The sequence below is a fragment of the Streptomyces sp. NBC_01013 genome, from assembly GCF_045162765.1.
GTDB lineage: Bacteria > Actinomycetota > Actinomycetes > Streptomycetales > Streptomycetaceae > Streptomyces.
Map to the genome: position 1 here is coordinate 5,796,968 of NZ_CP108687.1, position 21,605 is coordinate 5,818,572.

Consider the following 21,605-nt stretch of genomic DNA (forward strand, 5'->3'; position numbering starts at 1 on the left):
ACCGACACCGGCCCCGCATTTTTTCGGGCCGCCTGCTTGGGGCCGCACGCCGTTGGCCACCGCCGTGCCGACGATGTCGGCCTCGGTGCCGACACCGGGCGGAGGGATCAGGGGAGTGGGTCCCGCACCTACGCCAGTACTCCGTGGAAGGGGCCGGGTCGGACTCGTCTCGACGGTGAAGGTTTTGATCACTTACAGTCACGCGGGGTGTCGAGTAGCCTCCTTTTCCTGGATGCCTCGCCAGCGTGGCGGTCACCAGCGGAGCCCCACACCGTGTCGATCGAGAAGCGCGTGATCGGATGTGCTTGACGCGGCTTCTTGTGCCTCTCGTACCGGTGCAGCGAACGCTGCACCGGATCCGCTGGAGTCGGATCGAGGGGGATTCAGCAGGATGGAAACAGGACGGTATATCCGTGTCTCTGAGAAAACCGCAGGTGAGACGCGTCACCGTTTTGGGTTCGAGTCCCACCCGCCCCACCGAGCGTCCCCAGGCAGAATCGTTCTGACCTGGGGAGACGTGTTTCCCGAGGGGCGTTTCCCGTGCATCGGACGCTGCGTGCAGGTGCAGCGAACGTGGTCCTTGCGGACTCAGGATGGGCCGTACAAGGTCTTGACCGGGCTTTTGCGGTGACGCCTTCGCAGGAGCGTCGTGCCACGGTCCCACGGCCGTTGAGAGGGACGCCACACTCCACCTGACCGCCCGCATCGACGCGGCGTAGCTGCTGATCCCAGGGCTACCTCTGGTCGGCGCTCGCGCCGACGCTGACCAGCCCTGTCTCGTAGGCGACGATGACGGCTTGGACGCGGTCGCGGAGTCCGAGCTTGGCGAGGATGCGGGCCACGTGCGTCTTGACGGTCGTCTCGGCCAAGTGGAGGCGGGTGGCGAGTTCGGCGTTGCTCAGTCCTCGGGCCAGCAGGCCGAGCACCTCCAGTTCGCGCGGGGTGAGCGAGGCGAGGTCGCGGTGGAGGGCGGCGGTATCGCTGCCACGCTGGGCGAACCGCTGCACGAGACGGCGGGTGATGGCCGGCGCCAGGAGGGCGTCGCCGGTACGGACGGTGCGGACGGCTGCTACCAGGTACTCGGGGGTGACGTCCTTGAGGAGGAAGCCGCTCGCCCCTGCGGAGAGTGCCGCGTAGACGTACCGGTCCAGGTCAAAGGTGGTCAGGATGATCACACGGGGTCCACCGGCCAGGGGAGTCTTGAGAATATGGCGGGTGGCTTCCAGGCCGTCCATCTCGGGCATTCGGATGTCCAGCAGGACCACGTCAGGCCGGGTGCGGCGGGCCGCTTCGACGGCTTCGGCCCCGTTCGTCGCCTCGGCGACGACGTCGATGCCGTCGGCGCCGAGGATCATGCGGAATCCGGTACGGACCAGTGTCTGGTCATCGGCGAGAAGCACACGCGGCGGCTCGGTCACTGTGCCTCCAGGGGCATCAACGCTTCCACACGGTAGCCGCCGGTCAGGCGTCGGCCGGTGTCCAGGGTCCCGTCGTAGACGGCGAGGCGCTCGCGCAGCCCGATCAGGCCCCGGCCGTTTCCGTCGGCTGCGCCCGCGCCCGCGTGCCCTCCGGTATCGGTGACCTCTACCCGGAGCCGGTCCGGACCGTATTCGACGGTCACGGCAGCGGTGGCACCAGCGGCGTGCTTCACCGTGTTGGTCAGAGCTTCCTGTACTACGCGGTAGGCGGCGAGTTCGACGCCGGGCGGGAGGGGGAACGGCGGGCCGGTCACGGTCAGTTCGACCAGCAGCCCGGTGTCCCGGACCCGCCCGACCAGCGTTTCCAGCTGGTCCAGGCCGGGTTGCGGGGCCGGCACCGCGGTCGGGCCGTCCAGTCCTGTCACCCCGCCCTCGTCAGCCATGGTGAGCAGTCCCATGACGTGGCGCAGTTCGGTCATGGCCGCCCGCCCGCCTGCCTCGACGGCGAGCAGTGCCTCGCCGGCCTGCCCGGGGGAGGTTTTCATGATCTTGCGGGCGGCGCCCGCCTGGATGATCATCACGCTGACGTTGTGCGTGACGACGTCGTGCAGTTCGCGGGCGATCCTGGCCCGCTCGTGCTCGACGGCCCGGCTGAGGGCCTCGGCCTGTTCACGTTCCAGAGCGGAGAGCCGGGTGCGCCCCTCGTCCGTGCGGAGTTTCCAGGTGCGCAGGCCGACGGAGGCCACGGCCATCGGGACCAGGATCAGCAGCGCGATGTATTCGTTGGGGACGATTGGGGTGACCGAGTTCCCCGAGGTGCTGACCAAGAGGATCGACACCGGCAGTGCCGCCAGGGTCGCCACCCGGTACGGGCTGTACACGGCGGCGCTGTAGACGGCGATGACGTATGCGTAGAAGGTCAGCCGCAGGACGCTCTGCGGTGTCGCCAGGGTCGCGGCCGTCACGACGCACAGCACGGCGAGCGGGTAGCGGCGCCGCAGTACCAGGGCACCCGAGGCGATGGCCGCGAGGGTCACCATGAAGGCCATGCCGCCGGGCCCGTTCGGGCGCGCAATGACGCGCTCCACTCCGGGCGCGATCTCCCGCACTACGACATTGCCGGCGTTGTCGATGCCGTAGTAGACGGTGGCGATACCGATCGTCAGTGCCGCCAAAACGTCGAACTGCCAGGCGCGCCTGGTGGGCCGTAATGGTGGGCCACCGGCGAGCCAGACCTCGCGGACCGTCTGACGCGCGGCTTCCTGAAGCCGCTTCAGCCCCGTAGTTACGTTCGTCACCGGCTCATTGTTGCTGCCGCTCGGACCTGCGGAGTCCGCCTTGGCGGTCATCTCCGTCGCACCGGCTGCATCACCCGCCTACATCCCAGGGATGACGCTTCCGGGGCTCATCCCAGCGCGGTACCGCAATGGGTTCGGGCGGTTGACGCGTGACAGCCGGTCCCGCTCCTACCGTTCACGTGTCCAACCGCCGTACCCGAGGAGCCGTTTCATGCCCATGCCGGTGATCGAACTGCGTGAGGTGAGCCGCCCGTACGACGACGGCCCGCCCGCCCCGAGTGGAGAACGGACGAAGCCGTGAACCCTGCGCTCCTCCGCCGTGGCCTGACCGTCGCCACCGCACTGCTCACGCTCGCCGTCGGCCTGGGCGGACCTCCCGCCGCGGCGGCCGGCGGCCCGGGCAGCGCACCGTATCTGCCCAGGCCGACCGGGCCCCGTGCGGTCGGTACCACTTCCCTGCACCTCACGGACGACTCCCGCCGCGATCCCTGGGCTTCCGGGGTCAACGCCCGCGAACTCATGGTCTCCCTGTGGTATCCGACGGCCTCGCCGAACGGGCGTCGGGCGCAGTACATGACCCCGACGGAGTCCGAACTGCTCCTCGGCGAAGGGGGTATCGACGGTGTGCCGTTGGACGTGCTGAGCACGACACGGACCAACGCCTTCGCCGACGCCCGACCGGCAGGGCACACGCGAGGTCTGCCACTGGTCGTGCTCTCTCCCGGCTTCACCAAGCCGCGCACCACACTGACCACTCTCGCCGAGGACCTCGCGAGCCACGGCTACGTAGTGGCCGCGATCGACCACACCTACGAAAGTGTTGCCACTACCTTCCCGGACGGCCGGGTCGCCACCTGCACCGCCTGCGAGGTCCCGCATGACGAAGCGTTCTGGAATCGGCTGGTCACGAGCCGGGCTGCAGACGTCTCCTTCGTACTGGATGAACTGACCGAGGCGCACGCGCAATGGGAGGGCTCCCGGCTCATCGACCGATCGCGGATCGCGATGGCGGGCCACTCCGTCGGCGGTGCGAGCTCCGTCACGTCCATGCTGGCCGACCCCCGGGTACGCGCGGGCGTCGACATCGACGGCACGACCCAGGTCCCGATCCCGGACAGTGGTCTGTCCCGGCCGTTCCTCTTCCTCGGCAGGGAGGCCCAGTACAGCCCGGGCAGCGGTGACGGCGCCGTCGCCACCTGGGAACGCGACTGGCAACGCCTGACCGGGTGGAAGCGATGGCTCGTGGTGGCCGGAGCCGAACACGCCTCCTTCACCGACGTCGGACTGCTGGCCGAGCAGTTGGGAATCGACATCGGCGCCGAATTGCCGGCTGCCCGCGCCTCGGCGATCGTCCGCAGCTACTCCCGCGCCTTCCTCGACCTGCACCTGCGCAACCGGCCGCAGCCCCTTCTGGACAAGCCGTCCACGCGCTACCCGCAGGTCCATTTCTGCACTCCGGAGACGAGCACCTGCGTCTGAGCATCGATATCACCCGCCTGTGTATGCCCTGCTGCTGCGTCGGCGAGCGCGCGCAATGCTGCGTCCGCGTCGGAGTGAACAGGGGAACGGTCGCGGCGTCGCCGACCGGCGGGGCCGTCCCCACGGTGCCGTCGGCCCAGGTCCGCAGGGCGCATATGTGGCGGTCGGGCAGGTGTGTGGCCTGGCTGTCCGACCGCGCCTCGGGAGATTCTGAGGGGGTCCCAGGGCGTCAGCGGCTCCCGACGTCGTTGCCCTCGCGGAGGGGCCGGGCAGCGGCCCCGGGCCGGGGGGCCGCCTCGTCCGTGGTCGGGCCGTCTTCCTGCCCCACCTGTGCGGGCTCCGGTTTGCGGACCGGGTGCAGGGCCAGCAGGAGTACGGCCGCGCCGAAGAGCGTGATGAGCATGATCCAGATCGCACCGACGTGCATGGAGTGGATGAAAGCGTCATCGGCCGCGTGCCCGAGCGCGGGCAGGTGGGACGTGGTGGCGACGTGTCGGGTCTGTTCGGCGGAGACCCTCGCCTGCTCCCGCACCGGTCCGGGGACGTCGTGAAGCGAAGGTTCGATCGCGTGCCGGTACACGATCGACATGATCGTGCCGCCGACGGCGATCCCGATCACGCTGCCGGTCTGGCGCACGGTGTTGGTGACGGCCGATCCGGCTCCGGCCCGTTCCAACGGCAGGGTGTTGATCAGCGCCGCGGTCACCGGGCCGAGCGCCATACCGATGGACAGGCCCTGCACCAGGAGCAGGACCTCGATCCGGGCGAGGGGGGTGTCCAGCCCGAAGAGCCCGTACGCGCCCATGGTCAGCGCCGCGAGGGTGAGGGCCGGCACGGCGACGATCCGCAGCGACCAACGACGTACCAGGCGCGCGCCCAGGGGTGCCCCCAGGATCGCGCCGAGCGCGGTCGGCAGGCCGGCCAGGCCCGCCTCGATCGGTGAGTAGCCGCGGGCGCCCTGCAGGTAGAACGCGTGGTAGAAGGTGATGGCGGAAACGGCGAACAGGAGCAGTCCGAGGGCTACGTTGCCGCCACCGAAAGCGCGTTGGGTGAGGAGCCGGGGGTCGAAGCTCGGCATCCTGCTGCGCAGTTCGACGCGTACGAACGCGGCCAGCAGGATCAGTCCGACGACGATCGGTGCCCAGACGTCCGTACGGCCCCAGGCGGCTACCTGGCCCGTGCGGATCAGTCCGTAGGCGAGCGCCGCGAGGCCGCTGACCGACAGCAGCATGCCGGCCGGGTCCAGCGGTCGCACGACGGGGCTGCGGAAGTTCGGGACCAGCAGGACGATGCCGAGCAGCGCGAGGACCACGACCGGGACGTTGACCAGGAAGACCGAGCCCCACCAGAAGTGGTCGAGCAGCATGCCGGCGAGCACCGGGCCCACGGCCATGCCGACGCCGGCGGAGGTCGAGGAGATGGCGATAGCCGTCGACCGCGAAGGGCCGGTGAACGTCCACATGAGGATGGCCATGTTGCCGGGCATGATCAGCGCGCTGCCGACGCCCATCGCGGCCCGGGCGGCGATCAGCTGCCCCGCGTCGCCCGCGAACGCCGCCCACACCGAGGCCGCGGCGAAGACCACCAGGCCTGCGGCGAGCACGGTCCGGTGACCGAAGCGGTCGCCCAGCGCGCCCGCGGTGAACATCAGGGTGGCGAAGGCCAGCGTGTACGAGCCGGTGGCCCACTGCAGCTCGGCAGGGCTGGCGTTCAGCCCACGGACCGGGTCAGCGAGGGTCTCCAGGGTGGTGCTCAGCACGGTGTTGTCCAGCCAGATCAGCAGGGAACACACCATGAGAACGGCAAGGATCAACTGCTGCCTGGACTTCGGCAACGTGGATGTTGTCATGAATACCTTCGGTCGCGGTCCGGAAAACCTGACGAGCGGACCGTAAGCGACTGCCGAGCGAGTGTCAATTCTTTGGTGATAAATGAAAGTTGGTAAATTACCGGCGTATCGAGGGCATGCCTCGCGGTGCTCTGTCAATTCTTGAAGAGGTGGTCGGTCCGGCGATGTGGAACGCCGCCGAGGGCATGCCGTCAGTGCTCTGTCAATTGCTGCACCCGATGTTTGACCTCGCGGAAATTTCGTGCCTCGCCTAAGGGCTGTCCCTCAGGGTTCTGCCTCCGTCTCGCCCCGTGATCTGTTCCGGGCGCGGAGACGGGGGTGCGAGGAACGGGTGCGCCCGTTCCCGGAGCGCGTACTGGTGGGCCTGAGGGCAAGGGGAGTGGCAGGGTGCCCAGGCGGCCACCCCCTCGTGAGTGACCCTTTCGGCCCGCCGATCCAGTGGGTCGAAAGGGTGAAAGGGTCGCCTGCATATCTCCGCATGGGATGAGCGGAATTATCCCGGGTCGACGGAATGGGAGACTGCAGTTTTCTGAGGCGAGGTGGGGAATAGTGCTGCAGGGGCGACGGCGGAGCGAAAGAGTCAGTTATTTCTCGGGCGTTCTCCTCATTGGATTCGGGCCGTCATCCGGTTCTTCTCCTGCGCAGCCAGGTGATACCAGGTGTCGAACCGAACCCATCCGCCCTCCACGTATGTCATACGCGGCGTGACAAAGGCGTGCGGAAAGGGGATGCCGTAGCCGTTCTGGCGCCCGACGCCTAGGCGAATTCGACGTCGCGGCGCTTTCATGAGTGCGCCGTTCGCGACGGCGTGAGGATGCCGGTCGGGTGCGCGACCGAACGCCTGTGAAGGGGCGGCGGGTCGCGCGCTCCACGGTGCGTGAGCACTGACTCGACGACATCGGCAGAAGGCCGCACGGCACCCCGCCCACCTGTGGCAGCACGCCGCGCGAGAGGGCGGAGCGGTACGTCACGTTCATGGGTGGGGCGGACGCGGTGGACGGCAAGGCCCGCGCGTCGTTCCAGGCCGGTGGCCTGTGCGCTACCCCGGAGCGCTCAGCCAGGCGCTATTCGCCCGAGCGAGGACCGCCCTTACCTCGCCGACCCCGTACCCATCGGTGCGCGGGCCTTCAACTGCCGCTCGCCATGGGAGAGATACGCCTTTCACGCTACAGGCCCGTGTGGACCGGACCGGGTCTCCCGTCGCGGTGGGATCTGCCGTGCCAGTCCAGGATCAGGACCGTGGCGTCGTCCTTGAGGTGGCCGTAGCAGGCGTCGAGCACCGCCCCCGTCAGACTTCGGACCGCTTCTCGCGGGTGCAGCGCTCTGGTGTCGCGAATGACCGAGGCCAGGTCGACGGCGGCCGCATCGCGCTCCTGCATGCCGTCGGTGAGCAGGACCAGGCGGTCTCCGGGAAGCAGTTGGAATTCTTGCAGGAGGTAGCTGCTGGAGGACGCCACGCCGAAGGGCAGGTTGACGGCGAGTTCGACCTCCTCGACGGCGCCGTCGCGCAGCCGCAGGGGGCGGGGGTGGCCGGCGTTGACCAGTTCGCACAGGCCCGTGTCCAGGTCGACGCAGAGCAGCTGCCCGGTGGCCAGGCCGCGGTTGTGGCTGAGCAGGGCCTGATGGGCGTGGTGGGCCTGCTCGACGGCGTCGCAGCCGCCGCGGCGCGACTGCCTCAGCGCTCCGACAAGCAGGGTGGCCAGCAGTGCGGAGTCGGTGTCGTGGCCCATCGCGTCGGTGATGGACAGGTGCAGGGTGTTGCGGTCGAGGGTGTAGTCGTAGGTGTCGCCGCCGATGTCGTCGGCCGGGATCAGCCCGGCTGCGAGGGTGAACTCGGCCGCCTCGCAGCAGGGGGCCGAGGGAAGCAGCTGGTGCTGGATCTCCGCGGCCAGGCTGGTCCGGGTGGTGCGTTGGCCCAGGTGGTACAGATCGGTGAAACGGCGGTCGGTGACGATGATGTAGGCCAGCGCGTGGGCGGCGTCGCGGACCTGCCGGAGCACGGTGTCGTCGTCGGCCCGCACGGTCACCTCCAGGACGCCGATGCGGTCGCCCCGGTTGGTGACCGGTGTGATGACGCGCCGGCTGCCGTGCCCGTCCGCCTCCACGTGCTGGCACTGGCTCTGCAGGACACGGTCGTAGACGCTTCCGAGCAACTCGATCGGCTCTTCGGTGCCCTCGGTGTCGTTGCCGGTCGCGGTCAGCCGTACCAGTCGTTCGCCGATCAGGTCGACGAACAGGAAGGACACAGATTCCGCGCCGAGCCGCTTCTGCAGGTCGTGCGCCACCACCTCGACGGACTCGCCGGGCGGAGCGGCCTCAGCAGCGGCCAGCAGTTCATTCAGCTCCAGATCTTCACCCACCACAACAACCTCCCATCGGGTTCCGCACCTTCTTCCCCGCATCCCGGAAACCTCACCTGCTGATCCTGCTGTGCCTGGTCAGGGCCCGATAGCGGGCCCTTTCGGCCGTTCCGGAGGCTGCCGAGAGGCGCCTGCGGGCGGTCGGTGGCCGGCGGTCAGGGCGCGGCGAAGGCGACGGAACCGGGAGCGGCGCAGCAGAAGCCTGACCAGTCGCCGACCGGCCGCGGACTCACACCGAGTCCGGTGGCAGGAGAGTACGGACGCCATCGACCGTCACGGCCGGTGTGGGGGAGCCGAACGGCTCCGCCTGCCCGCTCGGAGCGGGGCGGACGGCCTGTCGCGGCCGACGGCCAGTGGACCGGCCCACCTCGGCCGGGCACGATCCGGGCGCTGGGGGCCGGTCGTTACCATGCTTCGTGACTGAATCCCTGACCGAACCGACGGAGGCGGCCGAACGGCCGGAACCCCGCGCCCGGATATTCGCCGACCTGACCCCGCTGCGGACCTCCCCCGACTACCGGCGGCTCTGGTTCGGGAACACGGTCTCCTGGGTCGGGCAGGGCATGACGTCGCTCGCCGTGTCGCTCCAGGTGTACGACCTCACCGGCTCCGCCTTCTCCGTCGGACTCATCGGGTTCTGTTCGCTCGTGCCACTGGTCGTCTTCGGACTGTACGGCGGAGCCGTCGCCGACACCCTCGACCGGCGCAAGCTCGGGCTGGTCAGCGCCTTCGGATCGTTCCTGCTGTCGGTGGGACTGGTCGCGGTCACGGTGGCCGGGGTGGAACAGGTCGGGCTGCTGTACGGGGTGGTGGCCCTCCAGGCCGTCTGCTTCGCGCTCAACTCGCCGGCCCGCAGCTCGATGATCGCCCGGCTGCTCCCGGCCGGGCAGCTGCCCGCCGCCAACGCCCTGAACTCCATCACCAGCACCACGGGCATGCTCGTCGGGCCGATGCTCGGCGGGCTCATCGTCGGCTGGTGGGGGTACCGGGCCGCGTACGGGATCGACGCGATCACCTTCACGGCCTCGCTGTACGCGATGTGGCGGTTGCCCTCGATGCTGCCGGAACGGGGTGAGGAGAAGGCCGGGGACACCAGGCGTGCCTCCGTCATGGACGGGCTGCGGTTCCTCGGGACCCGGCCCAATCTGCGGATGACCTTCTTCACGGACCTGTGCGCCATGGTGCTCGCGCACCCCCGCGCCCTGTTCCCCGTCGTGGCCGTGCTCTGGTACGGGGGTGACGCGAAGACCACCGGACTGCTGGTCGCCGCCCCGGCGTTCGGGGCGCTGATGGGCGGGGTGTTCTCCGGCTGGCTCGGGCGGATCCGACGCCACGGACTCGCGGTCCTGCTGGCCGTCGCGAGCTGGGGAACCGCCATCGCCGTCTTCGGGCTGACCCGGCAGCTCTGGCTCGGGCTGATCTTCCTGGCGCTCGCCGGGGCCTCCGACACCACGTCCATGGTGTTCCGCAACACCATGCTCCAGGCCGCCGTACCCGACGAGATGCGGGGCCGCCTCCAGGGCGTGTTCATCGTGGTGGTGGCGGGCGGTCCGCGGCTCGGGGACTTCCTGGCCGGGTCCGTCGCCGATCTGGCCTCCCCGGGCCTCGCCGCGACCGGCGGGGGGATCGCGTGTGTGGCGGCAGTGGCAGTGTTGGCGCTGCGGTGGCCCGGGTTCGCCCGCTACGACGCGCGCGCACCCGAGGCCTGATCCAGCGGCTGGGAGCAATCGCCACCGACCTGCGGAGACCCGCGCGTAGAGACGGGAGGAGACGGCTTCCGACGCGCCCCCGCGCTCGGGTCGCACGGAGTCCCGCCTCCGTCGCGGTCAGGTCGTGCGCGTCGGCTATTGTGCGATGCGCTTCGGACTTCCGAAGCGCAGAAGCCGCGCCACTCGTGCGCGCGAGCTGCATCCGGGTTGCGGCAGGGCCTGTCAGGGATTCCCGTCGGCCGCCGTCCGTGGGTGCGTCGGATGCGGTCGTGAGCCGCACTGAATGGGGTGGGGAATGTCCAGACATCGGCTGTCCAGGAAGAGCCGTTACATCGCTTGGGGGGCAGCGGGGGCTGTCGTCGTCGCGGGTGCGGGGATCGCGGCACAGACCTCCATGGCGGCTACCGCCTGGCCTGCGCAGAAGACCTACACGGGCCGGGCGTTCGACACGTGCACCGCACCCTCGCTCAGTGCGATGAAGGCGTGGCACACGGGGTACTACGGCGCCGCCGCCGTCTACATCGGCGGAAAGAACCGTGGCTGTGCCCAGCCCAACCTGACGAAGTCCTGGGTGACGTCGGTCAACGCCACCGGATGGAAGCTCATACCGCTGTACGTCGGCGCGCAGCCGCCCTGCCAGACGAGTGCGAATCGCGAGAGGTTCACCTCCTCCACGGCCGCCTCCGTCGGCGCGAGCAACGCCAAGGACGCGATCGCCAAGGCGTCAGCGCTCGGGATGAAGGCCGGCAGCCCCATCTACCTGGACATGGAGCCGTACGCCATCACCGACACGGCGTGCAACAACGCCGTCCTGACCTACGTGCGCTCCTTCACCAAGACCCTGCGCAACGCCACCTACCGAGGTGGCTTCTACGGCTTCAGCAGCTCCAGCGCCAAGGCCATCGCCACGGCCACCAACAAGACGGACCTGCCGGGCAACCTCTGGTACGCACTGTGGGACAAGACGAACACGACCACCACGGACTGGCCGTGGAAGCCGACCCAGTTCACCAACCACAGTCGCGGCCACCAGTACATGGTCAACAGCAAGGAGACCCGCGGCGGTTACACCCTCACCGTCGACCGCGACGCCTGGGACGCTCCGGTCGCGATCATCGGCTGACGGACGCACAGGGTGTGCCTGCCGACGGCGGAGTGAGGGGCCGGCCCGCGCCGAGGGCCGTACCGTACGGGCGTCGGCACGGCGGAGCCGGTCATGGCCGCGGGCTTCGCGGCGGCGGTGACAGCAGGGTGTGGAAGCGACAGCAGGGCGATTCCGCGAGGCCGAGTCGCCCTGCGCGTGCCACGGGTGGGCTGGTCAGACGTCCTTGAGCTCGGGCATGTCTCCGCCGGTCGTCGTGCCGTCGATCAGCGAGAACGCGGCGCCCTGAGGGTCGGTCAGCGCGGCGAACCGGCCGAAGGGCATGGTCATCGGACCGAACCGGAGCTGCGCCCCGAGTGCCTTGGCCTTCTCCACCGCCGCGTCGCAGTCCGCGACGCTGAAGTACACGTTCAGGTAGGGCGGCATCTCGGGCGGGAAGTCCTCCGTCATCTTCATCCGGCCGAGTACGGGGTCCGCGCCCAGGTCGTACAGCGTGAAGTCCACCGCGTCGTCGTCGATGCGCTTCACCCCGTACCCGAAGACCGCCGGGAAGAAGGCGTCCGCCTTCTCCGGCTCCCGGGTGAAGATCTCGGCCCAGCTGTAGGCGCCGGGCACCGCCCGTGCCTGGAAGCCCTCGTGGATGCCCGCCTGCCAGACGCCGAAGGCCGCTCCACCAGGGTCGCTGGCCAGCACCATCGTGCCGAACTCGCCGACCCGCATCGGCTCCACCAGGACCGTGCCGCCGTGCTCGCGGACCGCGGCGGCGGTCGCGGCCGCGTCCGGCGACGCGAGGTACAGACACCAGGCGGCGGGTACGTCCTGGCCGGGCATGGGCGGCATCAGCGCGGCGACGGCCTTGCCGTCCACGTAGGCCTGGGTGTAGTTGCCGAACTCGGGCAGCGAGTCGCCGTACGTCCAGCCCAGCACCTCACCGTAGAAGCGTTTCGCCCCTTCGAGGTCGCCGAACGTCGCGTCGGCCCAGCACGGCGTGCCCTGTGGTTCTGCGGCCATGACCGGTCATCTCCTCACGTGTGAATGGCCCCTCTGCCACGCTAGCCACCCCACGCCCCTCCTGCGCGTCGGACACGAGTCAGCGCCCCGGCGGATCCGCCCGGACGTCGGAACGGGCCTCGGAGGGGACGACGGAACGGGCGACGCCCAGGTCCACCAGGTCCTGGGGGCGCAGCCGAAGCTGGTCGGCCGTGTCGTGTACGTGCTCAGGGGAGCGCTTGAGGATGGCCGCCGCGAGCTCGGGGGCGATGACGGAGAAGTAGCTGTCCGCGGTGACATGGGTGTTGTCCGGCGCCGCGAGGGCCAGCGCCCCGCCCGAGCCGCCCTCGCCGATCACCAGCGTCGTGACGGGGACCCGGGCCGCCGCGACCGCCGCGAAGGCGTCGGCGATGGCCGCGCCCGCCCCGGCCCGCTCCGCCTCCGCGTCGTTGGCCGCGCCCGGGGTGTCGACCAGCGTGAGGACCGGGACCCCGAGCCGGTCGGCCAGCCTGATCACCCGGGCCGCGGTGCGGTACCCCGCGGGGCGGGTCGCGGTGCCGCACTGCGCCACGTACGCGACCGGCTCCCCCTCGTGCAGCCCGAAGCCGGCCAGCAGCCCCGGGTCCGTGCCGCCGCAGCGGTCCCCGGTCAGGGGGAGCCGCAGGGTGAAGTAGGCGTCCAGGTACGCCTCGGCGTGCGGCCGGGACGCGGACCGGGCCCGGAGCACCGCGTCCCAGCCGGTCCGGGGGAGCCCCGCCGAGGAGAGCGCCGCCGGGACCGGGGCGGGGACGGGCGGGGTGGCGCGGTGGGCGAGCAGCCGGAGCCAGTGCCCCACCGCGGCGGACAGGTCCTCGGGCGGGACGACCGCGTCGATCTGGCCGGCCGCCAGCTGGCCCTCGGCGGTGTAGGCGCCGGGATCCGCGTCCGCCGGCCGCACCCGGGAGCCGGCGAACCCGACCTGTGCGCCCGGGAGCGCCAGGATGACGTCGGCGCCCGCCCCCAGGGTCGCCCAGCCGCCACCGGTCGTCGGGTCGCGCAGGACCGCGAGCTGCGCCGGCCCGGCTGCGCGCAGCCGGGCCGAGGCCCGGGCCACCCGGTGCAGCTGGGTGAGCGCGATCATGCCCTCCTGCATCCGGCTGCCACCCGTCGCGATGAGCGAGACGAGGGGGAGCCGTCGGGCGACGGCCTCCTCGTACGCCGCCTCCAGCCGGTCTCCCGTGCGCTGTCCGAGTGAGCCGCCGAGGAAGCCGAACTCGAAGGAGATCAGCACGCAGGGCCGGCCGCCGACCGTGGCGGTGCCGTGGACGACGGACTCCTGCTCGCCGGTGCGGGCGGTGGCCCGCGCCCGGGAGTCGGCGTAGCCGGACCAGTCGAGCGGTCCGTCGGCCGCGGTGTCCCCGGCGGGTGCGGCGGACTCGGTGAAGTCGGCGGTGAGGGCGGCTATCGCCTCGCGGGCCGTGGGGCGCTCAGCCATGGAGGGACCGCTTCATGATCTTGCCGAGATCGTTGCGCGGCAGCGCGTCCAGGTAGCGGACGGTGCGCGGGCGCTTGTGCGGGGAGAGCTGGGCGGCGACGTGGTCGGCCAGTGCGGCGGCCGAGGGCGGGGAGGCGGGGTCGGCCGGCACCACCCAGGCGACGACCCGCTCGCCCAGGTCCGGGTCCGGCTCGCCCGTGACGGCGGCTTCGCGCACGCCCGGGTGGTCCAGGAGCGCGTTCTCGATCTCACCGGCGCCGATCTTGTACCCGCCGCTCTTGATCAGGTCGGTGGCCTTGCGGCCGACGATCCGCACGTACCCGTCGGGGTCGAGCGTGGCCATGTCGCCGGTGCGGAACCAGCCGTCGGAGGTGAGCGCCCCGGCCGTGGCGTCGGGGCGGTTGAGGTACTCGGTGAACAGGTTCGGCCCCCGCACCTGGATCTCGCCGATGGACCCCGGGTCCGCGAGAGGGGTGCCGTCCTCCTCCACCAGACGCAGTTCCACGCCGCGCAGCGGGGCGCCGACCGTGCCGGGGCGCGGTTCGCCGTCGGCCCGTACGCCGGTGTTCATGAGGGTCTCCGTCATGCCGTACCGCTCGATGACCCGGCGGCCCGTCGCGGCCGCGATCCGCTCGTGGTCGTGGACCGGCAGGGCGGCCGACCCCGAGACCAGCAGCCGGGCGCCGGCGAGGGCCTTCGCGAGGCCGTCGGACGCCGACGGATCCGCCAGCGCGTCCGCCAGCCGGTGGTACATCGTCGGCACGCCGAACAGCATCGTGCCGCCGGAACCCAGCTCCCGGGCCACGCCCTCGGTGGAGAACCGGCCGAGATGGCGTACCGACCCGCCCCGGCGCAGCGGGCCGAGGATGCCGAGGATGAGGCCGTGCACGTGGAACAGCGGCAGGGCGTGCACGAGGACGTCGTCCCCGGTCCACTGCCAGGCGTCCTCCAGTGCGTCCAGTGAGGCGGCGATCGCCCGGCGCGGCAGGACGGCCCCCTTGGGCGGGCCGGTGGTGCCGGAGGTGTACACGACCAGGGCGGGGGACTCGGGGGGCGGTTCGGGGAATCCGGCACCGGTGGGCGCGGGGCCCGCCTGCGTGGTCACGTCGAGCCGTTCCAGGGCCGCCAGGGCGGGCGGCAGCACGTCGGAGGCCGAGGCCAGCACCGTGGACGGCGCGCTGTCGGTGACGATGTGCGTCAGTTCCCGTTCCCCCGTCCTCGGGTTCAGCGGCACGGCGGGGACGCCCGCCCGGAGTGCGGCCACCACCGCGACCACGGTCTGGGCGGTGGGCGTGGCCCACACCGCGACCCGGCCCGCGTCGGCGATCCTGGCCGCGAGCGCATCCGCTGCGGCGGCCAACTGTGCGTAGGACAGGGTGGCTTCATCGAACCGGACGGCTTCGCGGGTCGCCGCCGGGGCGGCCGCGTCCTGAAGTGCGGGCAGAAGTGGCATCACCCTGTGAACCCTAGAGCGTGGTCCCGCCTCAGGAGTCCCGCTGGACGTTGCGCATCCGTCCGTACGCGTACACGCAGCCCGCCAGCGCCAGGTCGGACAGCAGCATGTAGCCGATCGAGTAGGAGCCCTTCGCGCTGTAGATCGCCCCCATCACCAGCGGCGGCACGAAGCCGCCGAGCCCGCCCATCGCTCCGACGATGCCGGTGACACTGCCCACCTTCGCCTGCGGTGTCACCTGCGAGACCAGGGCGAAGATGCTGCCGCTCGCGGTGCCGAGGCCGGCCGCCATGCAGAGCAGGGCGATGGTGCCGCCGGGCGTCAGTTCAGGGTCGAAGGCCTGGGCGATGGCCGTCAGTGCGGCGAGGCCGAGGGCGGCGGACGTGACGATCGCCGGGTGCATGCGGTCCGAGAGCCAGCCACCGATCGGCCGGAAGACGACCGTGACCAGGGCGAACCCGGCGGCCTTCGTGCCGGCGTCGGTCGGCGAGAGCTCGTACCAGGTCTTCAGGTACGTCGGCAGATAGACGCCGAACGCGACGATGCCGCCGAAGCCGATCGCGTACAGCGCGGACAGTTCCCAGGTGACCCGCAGCCGGCTCGCCGCACCCAGCCGGTGGGCCAGCGTGTCGGTCGGCACCTGACGGCCCGGCCGGTCGTTGACCAGCATCGCCGCCAGCGCCGCGTAGACCACGAGTGCACCGGCGACCACGAGGAACGGCAGGTTGTCGCCGTGCTTGGCGATCCGCGGGGTGAAGTAGCCGGACAGCGCGACGCCCCCCATGCCCATGCCGAACACGCCGAGCGCGAGGCCGCGGTCGGCGGGCGGGAACCACGAGTTGACCAGAGGGATGCCGATCGCGAAGGTGGTTCCGCCCAGCCCGAGCAGAAAGCCCACGGCCAGCATCGCGCCGTAGGAGTTCTTCGCCGGGATCAGCAGCAGCACCGGCACGACGGTGAGTGCCGAGACCAGCGGGAACATCAGACGCGCACCGTACTTGTCGGTGAGCGCCCCCACCGGGATGCGGCCCAGCGAGCCCACGAGCACCGGCACGGCGACCAGCAGGGACTGCTGGAACGAACTCAGACCGAGCCGGTCCTTGTAGTCCGCCGACATGGGGGCGATCAGGTTCCAGGCCCAGAACGTGAGTCCGAAACCGATCGTCGCCATCGCGAGGTTGCGGTAGGCGGCGCCGGATGGCTTCTCGGCGGCCGGTGCCGGTGACCGTTTCACTGCTGTATCCACCCACTCAGTCAAGGGCGGAAGCGGGTCGCGAGCCCGCCGGGTTACTCCGAACGAGGGCCCGTAACAGCCGCCCGCGGCGGCGGGCCGACGTCTGCGAAGTCGCATTCGGCCAGAAACTGGGACAATCGCGGTATGGACCGTCTGGACAGGGAAATCCTCGGCGTTCTCCAGGAGGACGCACGGATCTCGTACCGCGATCTGGGTGTACGGGTCGGACTGAGCGCCAACGCGGCCGCCGACCGGGTGCGCCGGCTGCGCCGGGACGGCGTCATCCGGGGCTTCAGCGTGATCATCGACCCCGCCGCCGACACCCGGACCGGGCTCGTCGTCTTCATCGACGTGACCCTGCGTACGGACACCACCAACGAGGTCTTCGAGCGGGCGGTGCTCGCCCTTCCCGGCATCACCGAAGTGGTGCACGTGACGGGCGGGCACGACTACCTGGTCCGGGCCACGGCCGCCGACACCGCTGCGCTGGACGGTCTGCTGCGCAGACTCAAGCGCGAGGCGGGCGTCGCGCACTCCAACACCCGGATCGCGCTCAGAGCGGCGCCTGCCAGATGACGGTCGAGGGGCGCGAACCGTCCGGTTCGCGCCCGTCGTCGGCGACCACCAGCCGGACTCCGGCCCGGCCGTCGGGCAGCACGGCCGTCGCGTCCACCTCCACCTCGATCGCCGACACCCCAGGCCTCCGGTGTGCCGCCGCCAGCGCCCCGCGCAGTGCGGCGAGCAGTTGTCCGGCCGCCGGGTCCGGCACGAGTGCGTCCACCGCACCCGTGAAGTGCACCGAGGGCGGGAACCCGAGCACCGCGGCCGCGCCGCTGGTCTCCCGCAGCACCCGGCCACGGAAGGTGGTGGGTGCCTGTGCGGGTGGCTGCTGGAGGGCGAAGATGGCCGTCCTGACCTCCTGGATGGTGGAGTCCAGCTCGTCGACGGCCCGGCCGAGCAGCTCGTCCGTGTCCGCTGCGCCGGCCCGGCGGCGCGTCGACTCCAGCATCATCTCGGTGGCGAACAGCCGTTGCACGACGAGATCGTGCAGGTCACGGGCGATCCGGTCCCGGTCCTCGTACACCGCGAGCTGCTCGCGGTCGTGCTGGGAGTCCGCCAGGACCAGGGCCAGCGCGGCCTGCGAGGCGAACTGGGCGGCCAACAGCCGGTCCACGTCCGTGTAGGGGCGGGCGCCGCGCCGCCGGGGCAGGGCGAGGGTGCCGATGAGCCGCCCGCCGCTCTGCAGCGGCAGCATCATGCTGGGGCCGAAGCGGGAGCGCACCGGCGTGGTCATGCGCGGATCGGTCGCCGAGTCCTCGATGAACACCGCCTCGCCGCCCAGCAGCTGGACGAGGACGGGGGAGCCGGGGGCGATCGCCGTGCCCACCAGCCCGGCCGGGTCCTCCAGGGTGGACGCGACGACGATCTCCATCCCGCCGTCCTCGTCCGGCTGAAGGATCACTCCGGCCGACGCGTCGCTGAGGATCCTGGCCCGTTCGGCCACGGTCATCAGGGCGTCGGAGGCGTTCTCGCGGTTCAGCAGTGTGTTGGTGACCGCGGCCGCGCCCTCGATCCAGCGCTCCCGCTGCCGGGCGCTCTCGTACAGCCGGGCGTTGCCGATCGCGATGCCGGCCTGCGCGGCGAGGACCCGGAGCAGCGTCATGTCGGTGTCGCTGAAGTGCCCGCCGCGCTTCTCGGTGAGGTAGATGTTCCCGAACACCTTGCGGCGGACCCGGATCGGGGCGCCGAGGAAGGAGCGCATGACGGGATGGCCGGGCGGCACGCCGCAGGAACGCGGATCGGTGGTCACGTCGTCGGAGCGCACCGGCCGCGCGCCGTTGATGAGTGCGCCGAGCAGGCCCGTGTGCCCGTCGGGGAGGTGGCCGATGGCCGCCCGTTCGCTCTCGTCCATCCCGGTGACGAACAGTTCGCCGATCCTGCCGCTGCCGGGGCCGAGGACTCCGAGCGCGCCGTAGCGGGCGTCGGTGAGAGCGGTCGCGGTGTCGATGATCTGCTGGAGCGTGGCGCGCAGTTCGAGGTGCGTGCCGACGCGCAGCACCGCCTCCAGCAGCATCGGCAGCCGTGGTGACCGGGGGACTCCGCGGCCGGGCGTCTCCTCGGGTGGTTCGTCGCTCATCCGCCGTGCCCCGCGGCAGTCAGCCGGCGAGCGGGTCGAGGACCATGGGGCTGATCTTGCCGTCCAGCATGGCGCCGAGCCCGAGGACGGAGCAGACGTCGGGCCGCTCGGCGATGTGCACGGGCATGCCCGTCGCGTCGCGCAGCATCCGGTCCAGGCCGGGCAGCAGGGCGCTGCCGCCGACCATCATGATCCCGCAGTCGGCGAGATCGGCCACCAGATCGGGCGGGCAGTCCCGCAGGACCTTGCCCAGGCCGTCGAGGACCGCGGTCAGCGGGCGGTGGATCGCCTGTCGCACCGCGGCGGTGTCGACCTCCACGGAGCGGGCCAGTCCGGTCGCCACGTCCCGGCCGTGGATCTCGGTCACGGCCGGGCCGTGCGGGGTCAGCCCGGCGCCGCTGAGGGCCAGTTGGAGGGGGCGCACGGAGTGGCTGGGCAGCATCAGCTCGTGGAACTGGCGCAGATGCTGGATCACCGCGTGGTCGATGGCGTCGCCGCCGATCGGGATGCGTACCGCGGTCACGATCGAGCCGAGCGAGAGCACCGCGATCTGGGTGGTCGCGGCCCCGCACACCATGATCATGGTGGCGGTCGGCTGTTCGACCGGCAGTCCGCAGCCGACCGCCGCCGCGATCAGGGTGTCGACGAGCTCGACCCGCCGGGCCCCGAGACCGACCAGGGTCTCGACGGCCGCACGCTGGGCGAGCGGATCGCTGTCGTGCGGGATGCAGGCGGCGGCGCGCAGCCAGGGCTTGCGGCGAAGCTGACGGCGGAGCTTCTCGCCGAGCAGATGGCGCAGCATGCGCTGGGCCATTTCGATGTCGACGACGGTTCCGCCGGAGACCGGGCGGACCACCCGGATGTAGTCGGGGGTGCGGCCCGTCATCTGCTCGGCGAGCACGCCGACGGCGATGAGCGAGCCCGTGCGGGTGTTGACGGCGGCGGCGCTCGGCTCGTCGACGACGAGCCCGAGCCCCTTGACGTACACCCGGGTCCGGGCGGCCCCGAGGTCGACGGCGACATGGCAACGGCGCAACTGATCAAGGCTGACGGTCACGGCAGGTCTCCCGAGAGCGCTGATGGAGGGACCGACGGGCAGCCGGTTCTCTTCGCATCGTGCGCCGTTCGGGGGCATCGTGCGCGTTGGGATACGCCGGAGGGGGTACGGAGCTGACGGCGTGTCGGCAACGGCCCCGGGCCGGCTCAGCCGGGGAGCAGCCGCTGGAACAGCCCCCAGGTGAACTCGGCGACGTACGGGGTGCCGGTGGCCGCGTCGGTGAGCGCGAGCGCCCAGCGGGTCGGCGCGCTGCCCTCCATCGGACGGGCCGGCGCGAAGGCCCGGGCCACCTCGTTCACGGTGCACGACCAGGGCCGCAGATCCCCGGCCCGTCCGAGCACGGGGGCGGCCGCGCCCGGGGCCCGCACCAGCCATTCGTTCCACACCGCGCCGCCCGGCGCCACCATCACCTCGAACCGCAGGTCCGGCCAGAGCGGCACCGGCCAGAACAGCGCGTCGCATTCCAGATCGCCGACCGCGCGGCGCAGGGAGGACTCGGGCTCGCCGAGCACCGCACGGTAGCGGCGCAGCGCCCCTCGACCCCGCGGCGCCCGCACCATCGCCTGCCATCGGCGGTTGGCCTCGCGCATCTCGGCGAGCGTGGCGCTCAGTTCGTGCCGGGCGTCCTCCACGAGGCCGGGCTGGTGGTCCGCCATCCGGCGCAGCAGGACGAGTTGGAACTCACGGGGGCCGAAAGGCGTGGCAGCGGTCATGGAATCAACGGTTCCACACAGGATCCTCACGTGAGCGGCTATCTCCGTTGTCCGGCGGCCGTCTACTCTGCGGGCGCCATGGATTACTGCCAGCCCTGTCAGCGTCATCTCAATGGCGCCCTGGCCTGCGCCGGATGCGGAACCCCCGCTGAAGCGCTGAGCCCCTACGCCGCGCCCGCGGCCTTCGGCCACGAGCCGGACGCGCGGGACGAGCAGGCCGCGCCGTCCCCGCCCGGGGGCCGTCGCCGCCGCGAGCGCGATGCTGCCCGGACGCGGGGCGGTGCGCACGGCGGACGCGGCCCGGGACGCCGGCGCGCGGCACCCGACGAGCGGCCGGGCCGGGGCCGCCGGGGCCGCAGCCGCCGGGGTCGTACGGCGTTGCTGGGCCTCCTCGGGGCGGTCCTGGCGGCCGGTGCGCTGAGCCTGGCCGAGCTGGCGACCGAGCCGGACGGCGGCGACGGCGCCTCGGACTACGTACGTGAGTCGACGTCCGCCACCACCGCGCCCGCCCCGGAGCCGACGGCCAGCGATACGGCCGAGCCGCCCGGGCCGGTGCGGACCCCGGTGGGCACCCCCTCGGCCGTCCCGGCCACCGACGCCCGCACTCCGGACAGCACCCGGACCGGCCCGGCCACGGACGCGGCGCGGCCCGGGGGCGCCACCTCCGTCCCCGAGACCTCGGCCCCGGCCCCCACGCCGTCGTCGGCAGCGCCGTCGGTCACCGCCGGTGGCCCGTCGGAGCCGGGTGACGCGGGCGATGTCCCGTCGCCGTCGGCAACCACGCCGCCGCCCACCCCCACGCCGACCCCCACGCCGTCGCCGACCCCGTCGGACGACAGCTGTTGGTTCCTGTGGTTCTGCTGAGCCCCTGAGCGCTCAGGCCGTCGGGGCCGGCGGTTCCACGCCGAGCATCCGGCGCAGCAGGTCCCGCAGCACCGCGCGGTCCGCGTCGGAGAGGCCGGCCAGGGGCTCGCGGGCGAAGTCCAGGGAGTCGCGCAGCTCCCGGGCCGTGCGGGCGCCCTTCTCCGTGGGGGCGGCCAGCTTCACCCGCCGGTCGGCCGGGTCGGGCCGCCGCTCCACCAGGCCCCGTGCCTCAAGGCGGTCGACTATGCCGGTCACGTTCGACGGTTCGCACTTCAGCTTCTGGGCGATCCGGCGCATCGGCAGCGGATCCAGGGAGAGCAGCCCGAGGACCCGGGCCTGGGCGCCGGTGAGGCTGTGGGCGGCCGCAGCCTGCTCGTACTCCTCGTAGTAGCGCGCCACGACCGCGCCGATCAGCTCGACGACTTCGAGGGTCAGTGGGTCCGTACGGGTGGTGGCCATGGCATCCAG

General features: G+C 71.6%; 17 protein-coding genes. 5 read left to right on the plus strand and 12 right to left on the minus strand.

Features of this window, described 5'->3' with window-relative positions:
- Window positions 1-734: 734 nt before the first annotated feature.
- On the minus strand, window positions 735-1,418 hold the full coding sequence (locus tag OG538_RS25195) for a response regulator (RefSeq protein ID WP_406097217.1): 684 nt from the start codon (window positions 1,416-1,418) through the stop codon (window positions 735-737).
- The gene (locus OG538_RS25200; RefSeq protein ID WP_406097219.1) at window positions 1,415-2,716 is read right to left on the minus strand and encodes a sensor histidine kinase; all 1,302 of its coding nucleotides are present in this window, start codon (window positions 2,714-2,716) and stop codon (window positions 1,415-1,417) included. The genes OG538_RS25195 and OG538_RS25200 overlap by 4 nt, the downstream gene beginning before the upstream one ends.
- A gap of 297 nt (window positions 2,717-3,013) precedes the next feature.
- Between OG538_RS25200 and OG538_RS25205 the strand changes: the two genes are divergently transcribed.
- Window positions 3,014-4,195: an alpha/beta hydrolase family protein gene (locus OG538_RS25205; protein WP_406097221.1), complete on the plus strand. Its 1,182-nt coding sequence runs from the start codon at window positions 3,014-3,016 to the stop codon at window positions 4,193-4,195.
- 229 nt (window positions 4,196-4,424) lie between these two features.
- Here OG538_RS25205 and OG538_RS25210 read toward each other — a convergent pair whose 3' ends face one another.
- Entirely contained in the window at window positions 4,425-6,044 is a 1,620-nt protein-coding gene (locus OG538_RS25210; protein ID WP_406097223.1) for an MFS transporter, read from the minus strand.
- 1,166 nt (window positions 6,045-7,210) lie between these two features.
- Complete coding sequence (locus OG538_RS25215; RefSeq protein ID WP_406097225.1) at window positions 7,211-8,407, minus strand: PP2C family protein-serine/threonine phosphatase; 1,197 nt, start codon at window positions 8,405-8,407, stop codon at window positions 7,211-7,213.
- 413 nt (window positions 8,408-8,820) lie between these two features.
- Here OG538_RS25215 and OG538_RS25220 point away from each other — a divergent pair, with 413 nt between their 5' ends.
- Window positions 8,821-10,113, plus strand: a complete 1,293-nt coding sequence (locus OG538_RS25220; protein ID WP_406097227.1) for an MFS transporter — start codon at window positions 8,821-8,823, stop codon at window positions 10,111-10,113.
- A gap of 295 nt (window positions 10,114-10,408) precedes the next feature.
- Window positions 10,409-11,236 carry a glycoside hydrolase domain-containing protein gene (locus tag OG538_RS25225; protein ID WP_406097229.1) on the plus strand — a complete coding sequence of 276 codons (828 nt, stop codon included), beginning with the start codon at window positions 10,409-10,411 and terminating at the stop codon, window positions 11,234-11,236.
- 195 nt (window positions 11,237-11,431) lie between these two features.
- Here the strand turns inward: OG538_RS25225 and OG538_RS25230 are convergent, their stop codons facing one another.
- The 4 genes from OG538_RS25230 to OG538_RS25245 all read right to left on the minus strand — a co-directional run bounded on the left by OG538_RS25230 (window position 11,432) and on the right by OG538_RS25245 (window position 16,378).
- Window positions 11,432-12,226: a VOC family protein gene (locus OG538_RS25230; RefSeq protein WP_406097231.1), complete on the minus strand. Its 795-nt coding sequence runs from the start codon at window positions 12,224-12,226 to the stop codon at window positions 11,432-11,434.
- Window positions 12,227-12,305: 79 nt separating this feature from the next.
- Entirely contained in the window at window positions 12,306-13,679 is a 1,374-nt protein-coding gene (locus tag OG538_RS25235; RefSeq protein WP_406097233.1) for a carboxyl transferase domain-containing protein, read from the minus strand.
- Window positions 13,672-15,132 carry an acyl-CoA synthetase gene (locus OG538_RS25240; RefSeq protein ID WP_406100292.1) on the minus strand — a complete coding sequence of 487 codons (1,461 nt, stop codon included), beginning with the start codon at window positions 15,130-15,132 and terminating at the stop codon, window positions 13,672-13,674. Before OG538_RS25240 ends, OG538_RS25235 begins: the two co-directional genes overlap by 8 nt.
- A gap of 31 nt (window positions 15,133-15,163) precedes the next feature.
- Window positions 15,164-16,378 carry an MFS transporter gene (locus tag OG538_RS25245; RefSeq protein ID WP_406097235.1) on the minus strand — a complete coding sequence of 405 codons (1,215 nt, stop codon included), beginning with the start codon at window positions 16,376-16,378 and terminating at the stop codon, window positions 15,164-15,166.
- A 132-nt stretch (window positions 16,379-16,510) separates the two neighbouring features.
- On the opposite strand from OG538_RS25245, the gene OG538_RS25250 reads away from it, so the two are divergent.
- Window positions 16,511-16,942 (plus strand): Lrp/AsnC family transcriptional regulator, encoded by a 432-nt coding sequence (locus OG538_RS25250; protein ID WP_406097237.1) that lies wholly within the window; start codon window positions 16,511-16,513, stop codon window positions 16,940-16,942.
- On the opposite strand, the gene OG538_RS25255 is transcribed toward OG538_RS25250, so the two are convergent.
- The 3 genes from OG538_RS25255 to OG538_RS25265 form a co-directional block, all read right to left on the minus strand.
- Window positions 16,920-18,503, minus strand: a complete 1,584-nt coding sequence (locus tag OG538_RS25255) for a GAF domain-containing protein (protein WP_406097239.1) — start codon at window positions 18,501-18,503, stop codon at window positions 16,920-16,922. The genes OG538_RS25250 and OG538_RS25255 overlap by 23 nt on opposite strands.
- A gap of 19 nt (window positions 18,504-18,522) precedes the next feature.
- Entirely contained in the window at window positions 18,523-19,560 is a 1,038-nt protein-coding gene (locus OG538_RS25260; protein WP_406097241.1) for a rod shape-determining protein, read from the minus strand.
- 146 nt (window positions 19,561-19,706) lie between these two features.
- On the minus strand, window positions 19,707-20,273 hold the full coding sequence (locus OG538_RS25265; RefSeq protein ID WP_406097243.1) for a hypothetical protein: 567 nt from the start codon (window positions 20,271-20,273) through the stop codon (window positions 19,707-19,709).
- 30 nt (window positions 20,274-20,303) lie between these two features.
- Between OG538_RS25265 and OG538_RS25270 the strand changes: the two genes are divergently transcribed.
- A complete protein-coding gene (locus OG538_RS25270) occupies window positions 20,304-21,137 on the plus strand; it encodes a hypothetical protein (RefSeq protein ID WP_406097245.1) in 834 nt (277 codons plus the stop codon).
- Between the two features lie 12 nt (window positions 21,138-21,149).
- Here OG538_RS25270 and OG538_RS25275 read toward each other — a convergent pair whose 3' ends face one another.
- Window positions 21,150-21,596, minus strand: a complete 447-nt coding sequence (locus OG538_RS25275) for a MarR family winged helix-turn-helix transcriptional regulator (protein ID WP_406097247.1) — start codon at window positions 21,594-21,596, stop codon at window positions 21,150-21,152.
- Window positions 21,597-21,605: the final 9 nt, after the last annotated feature.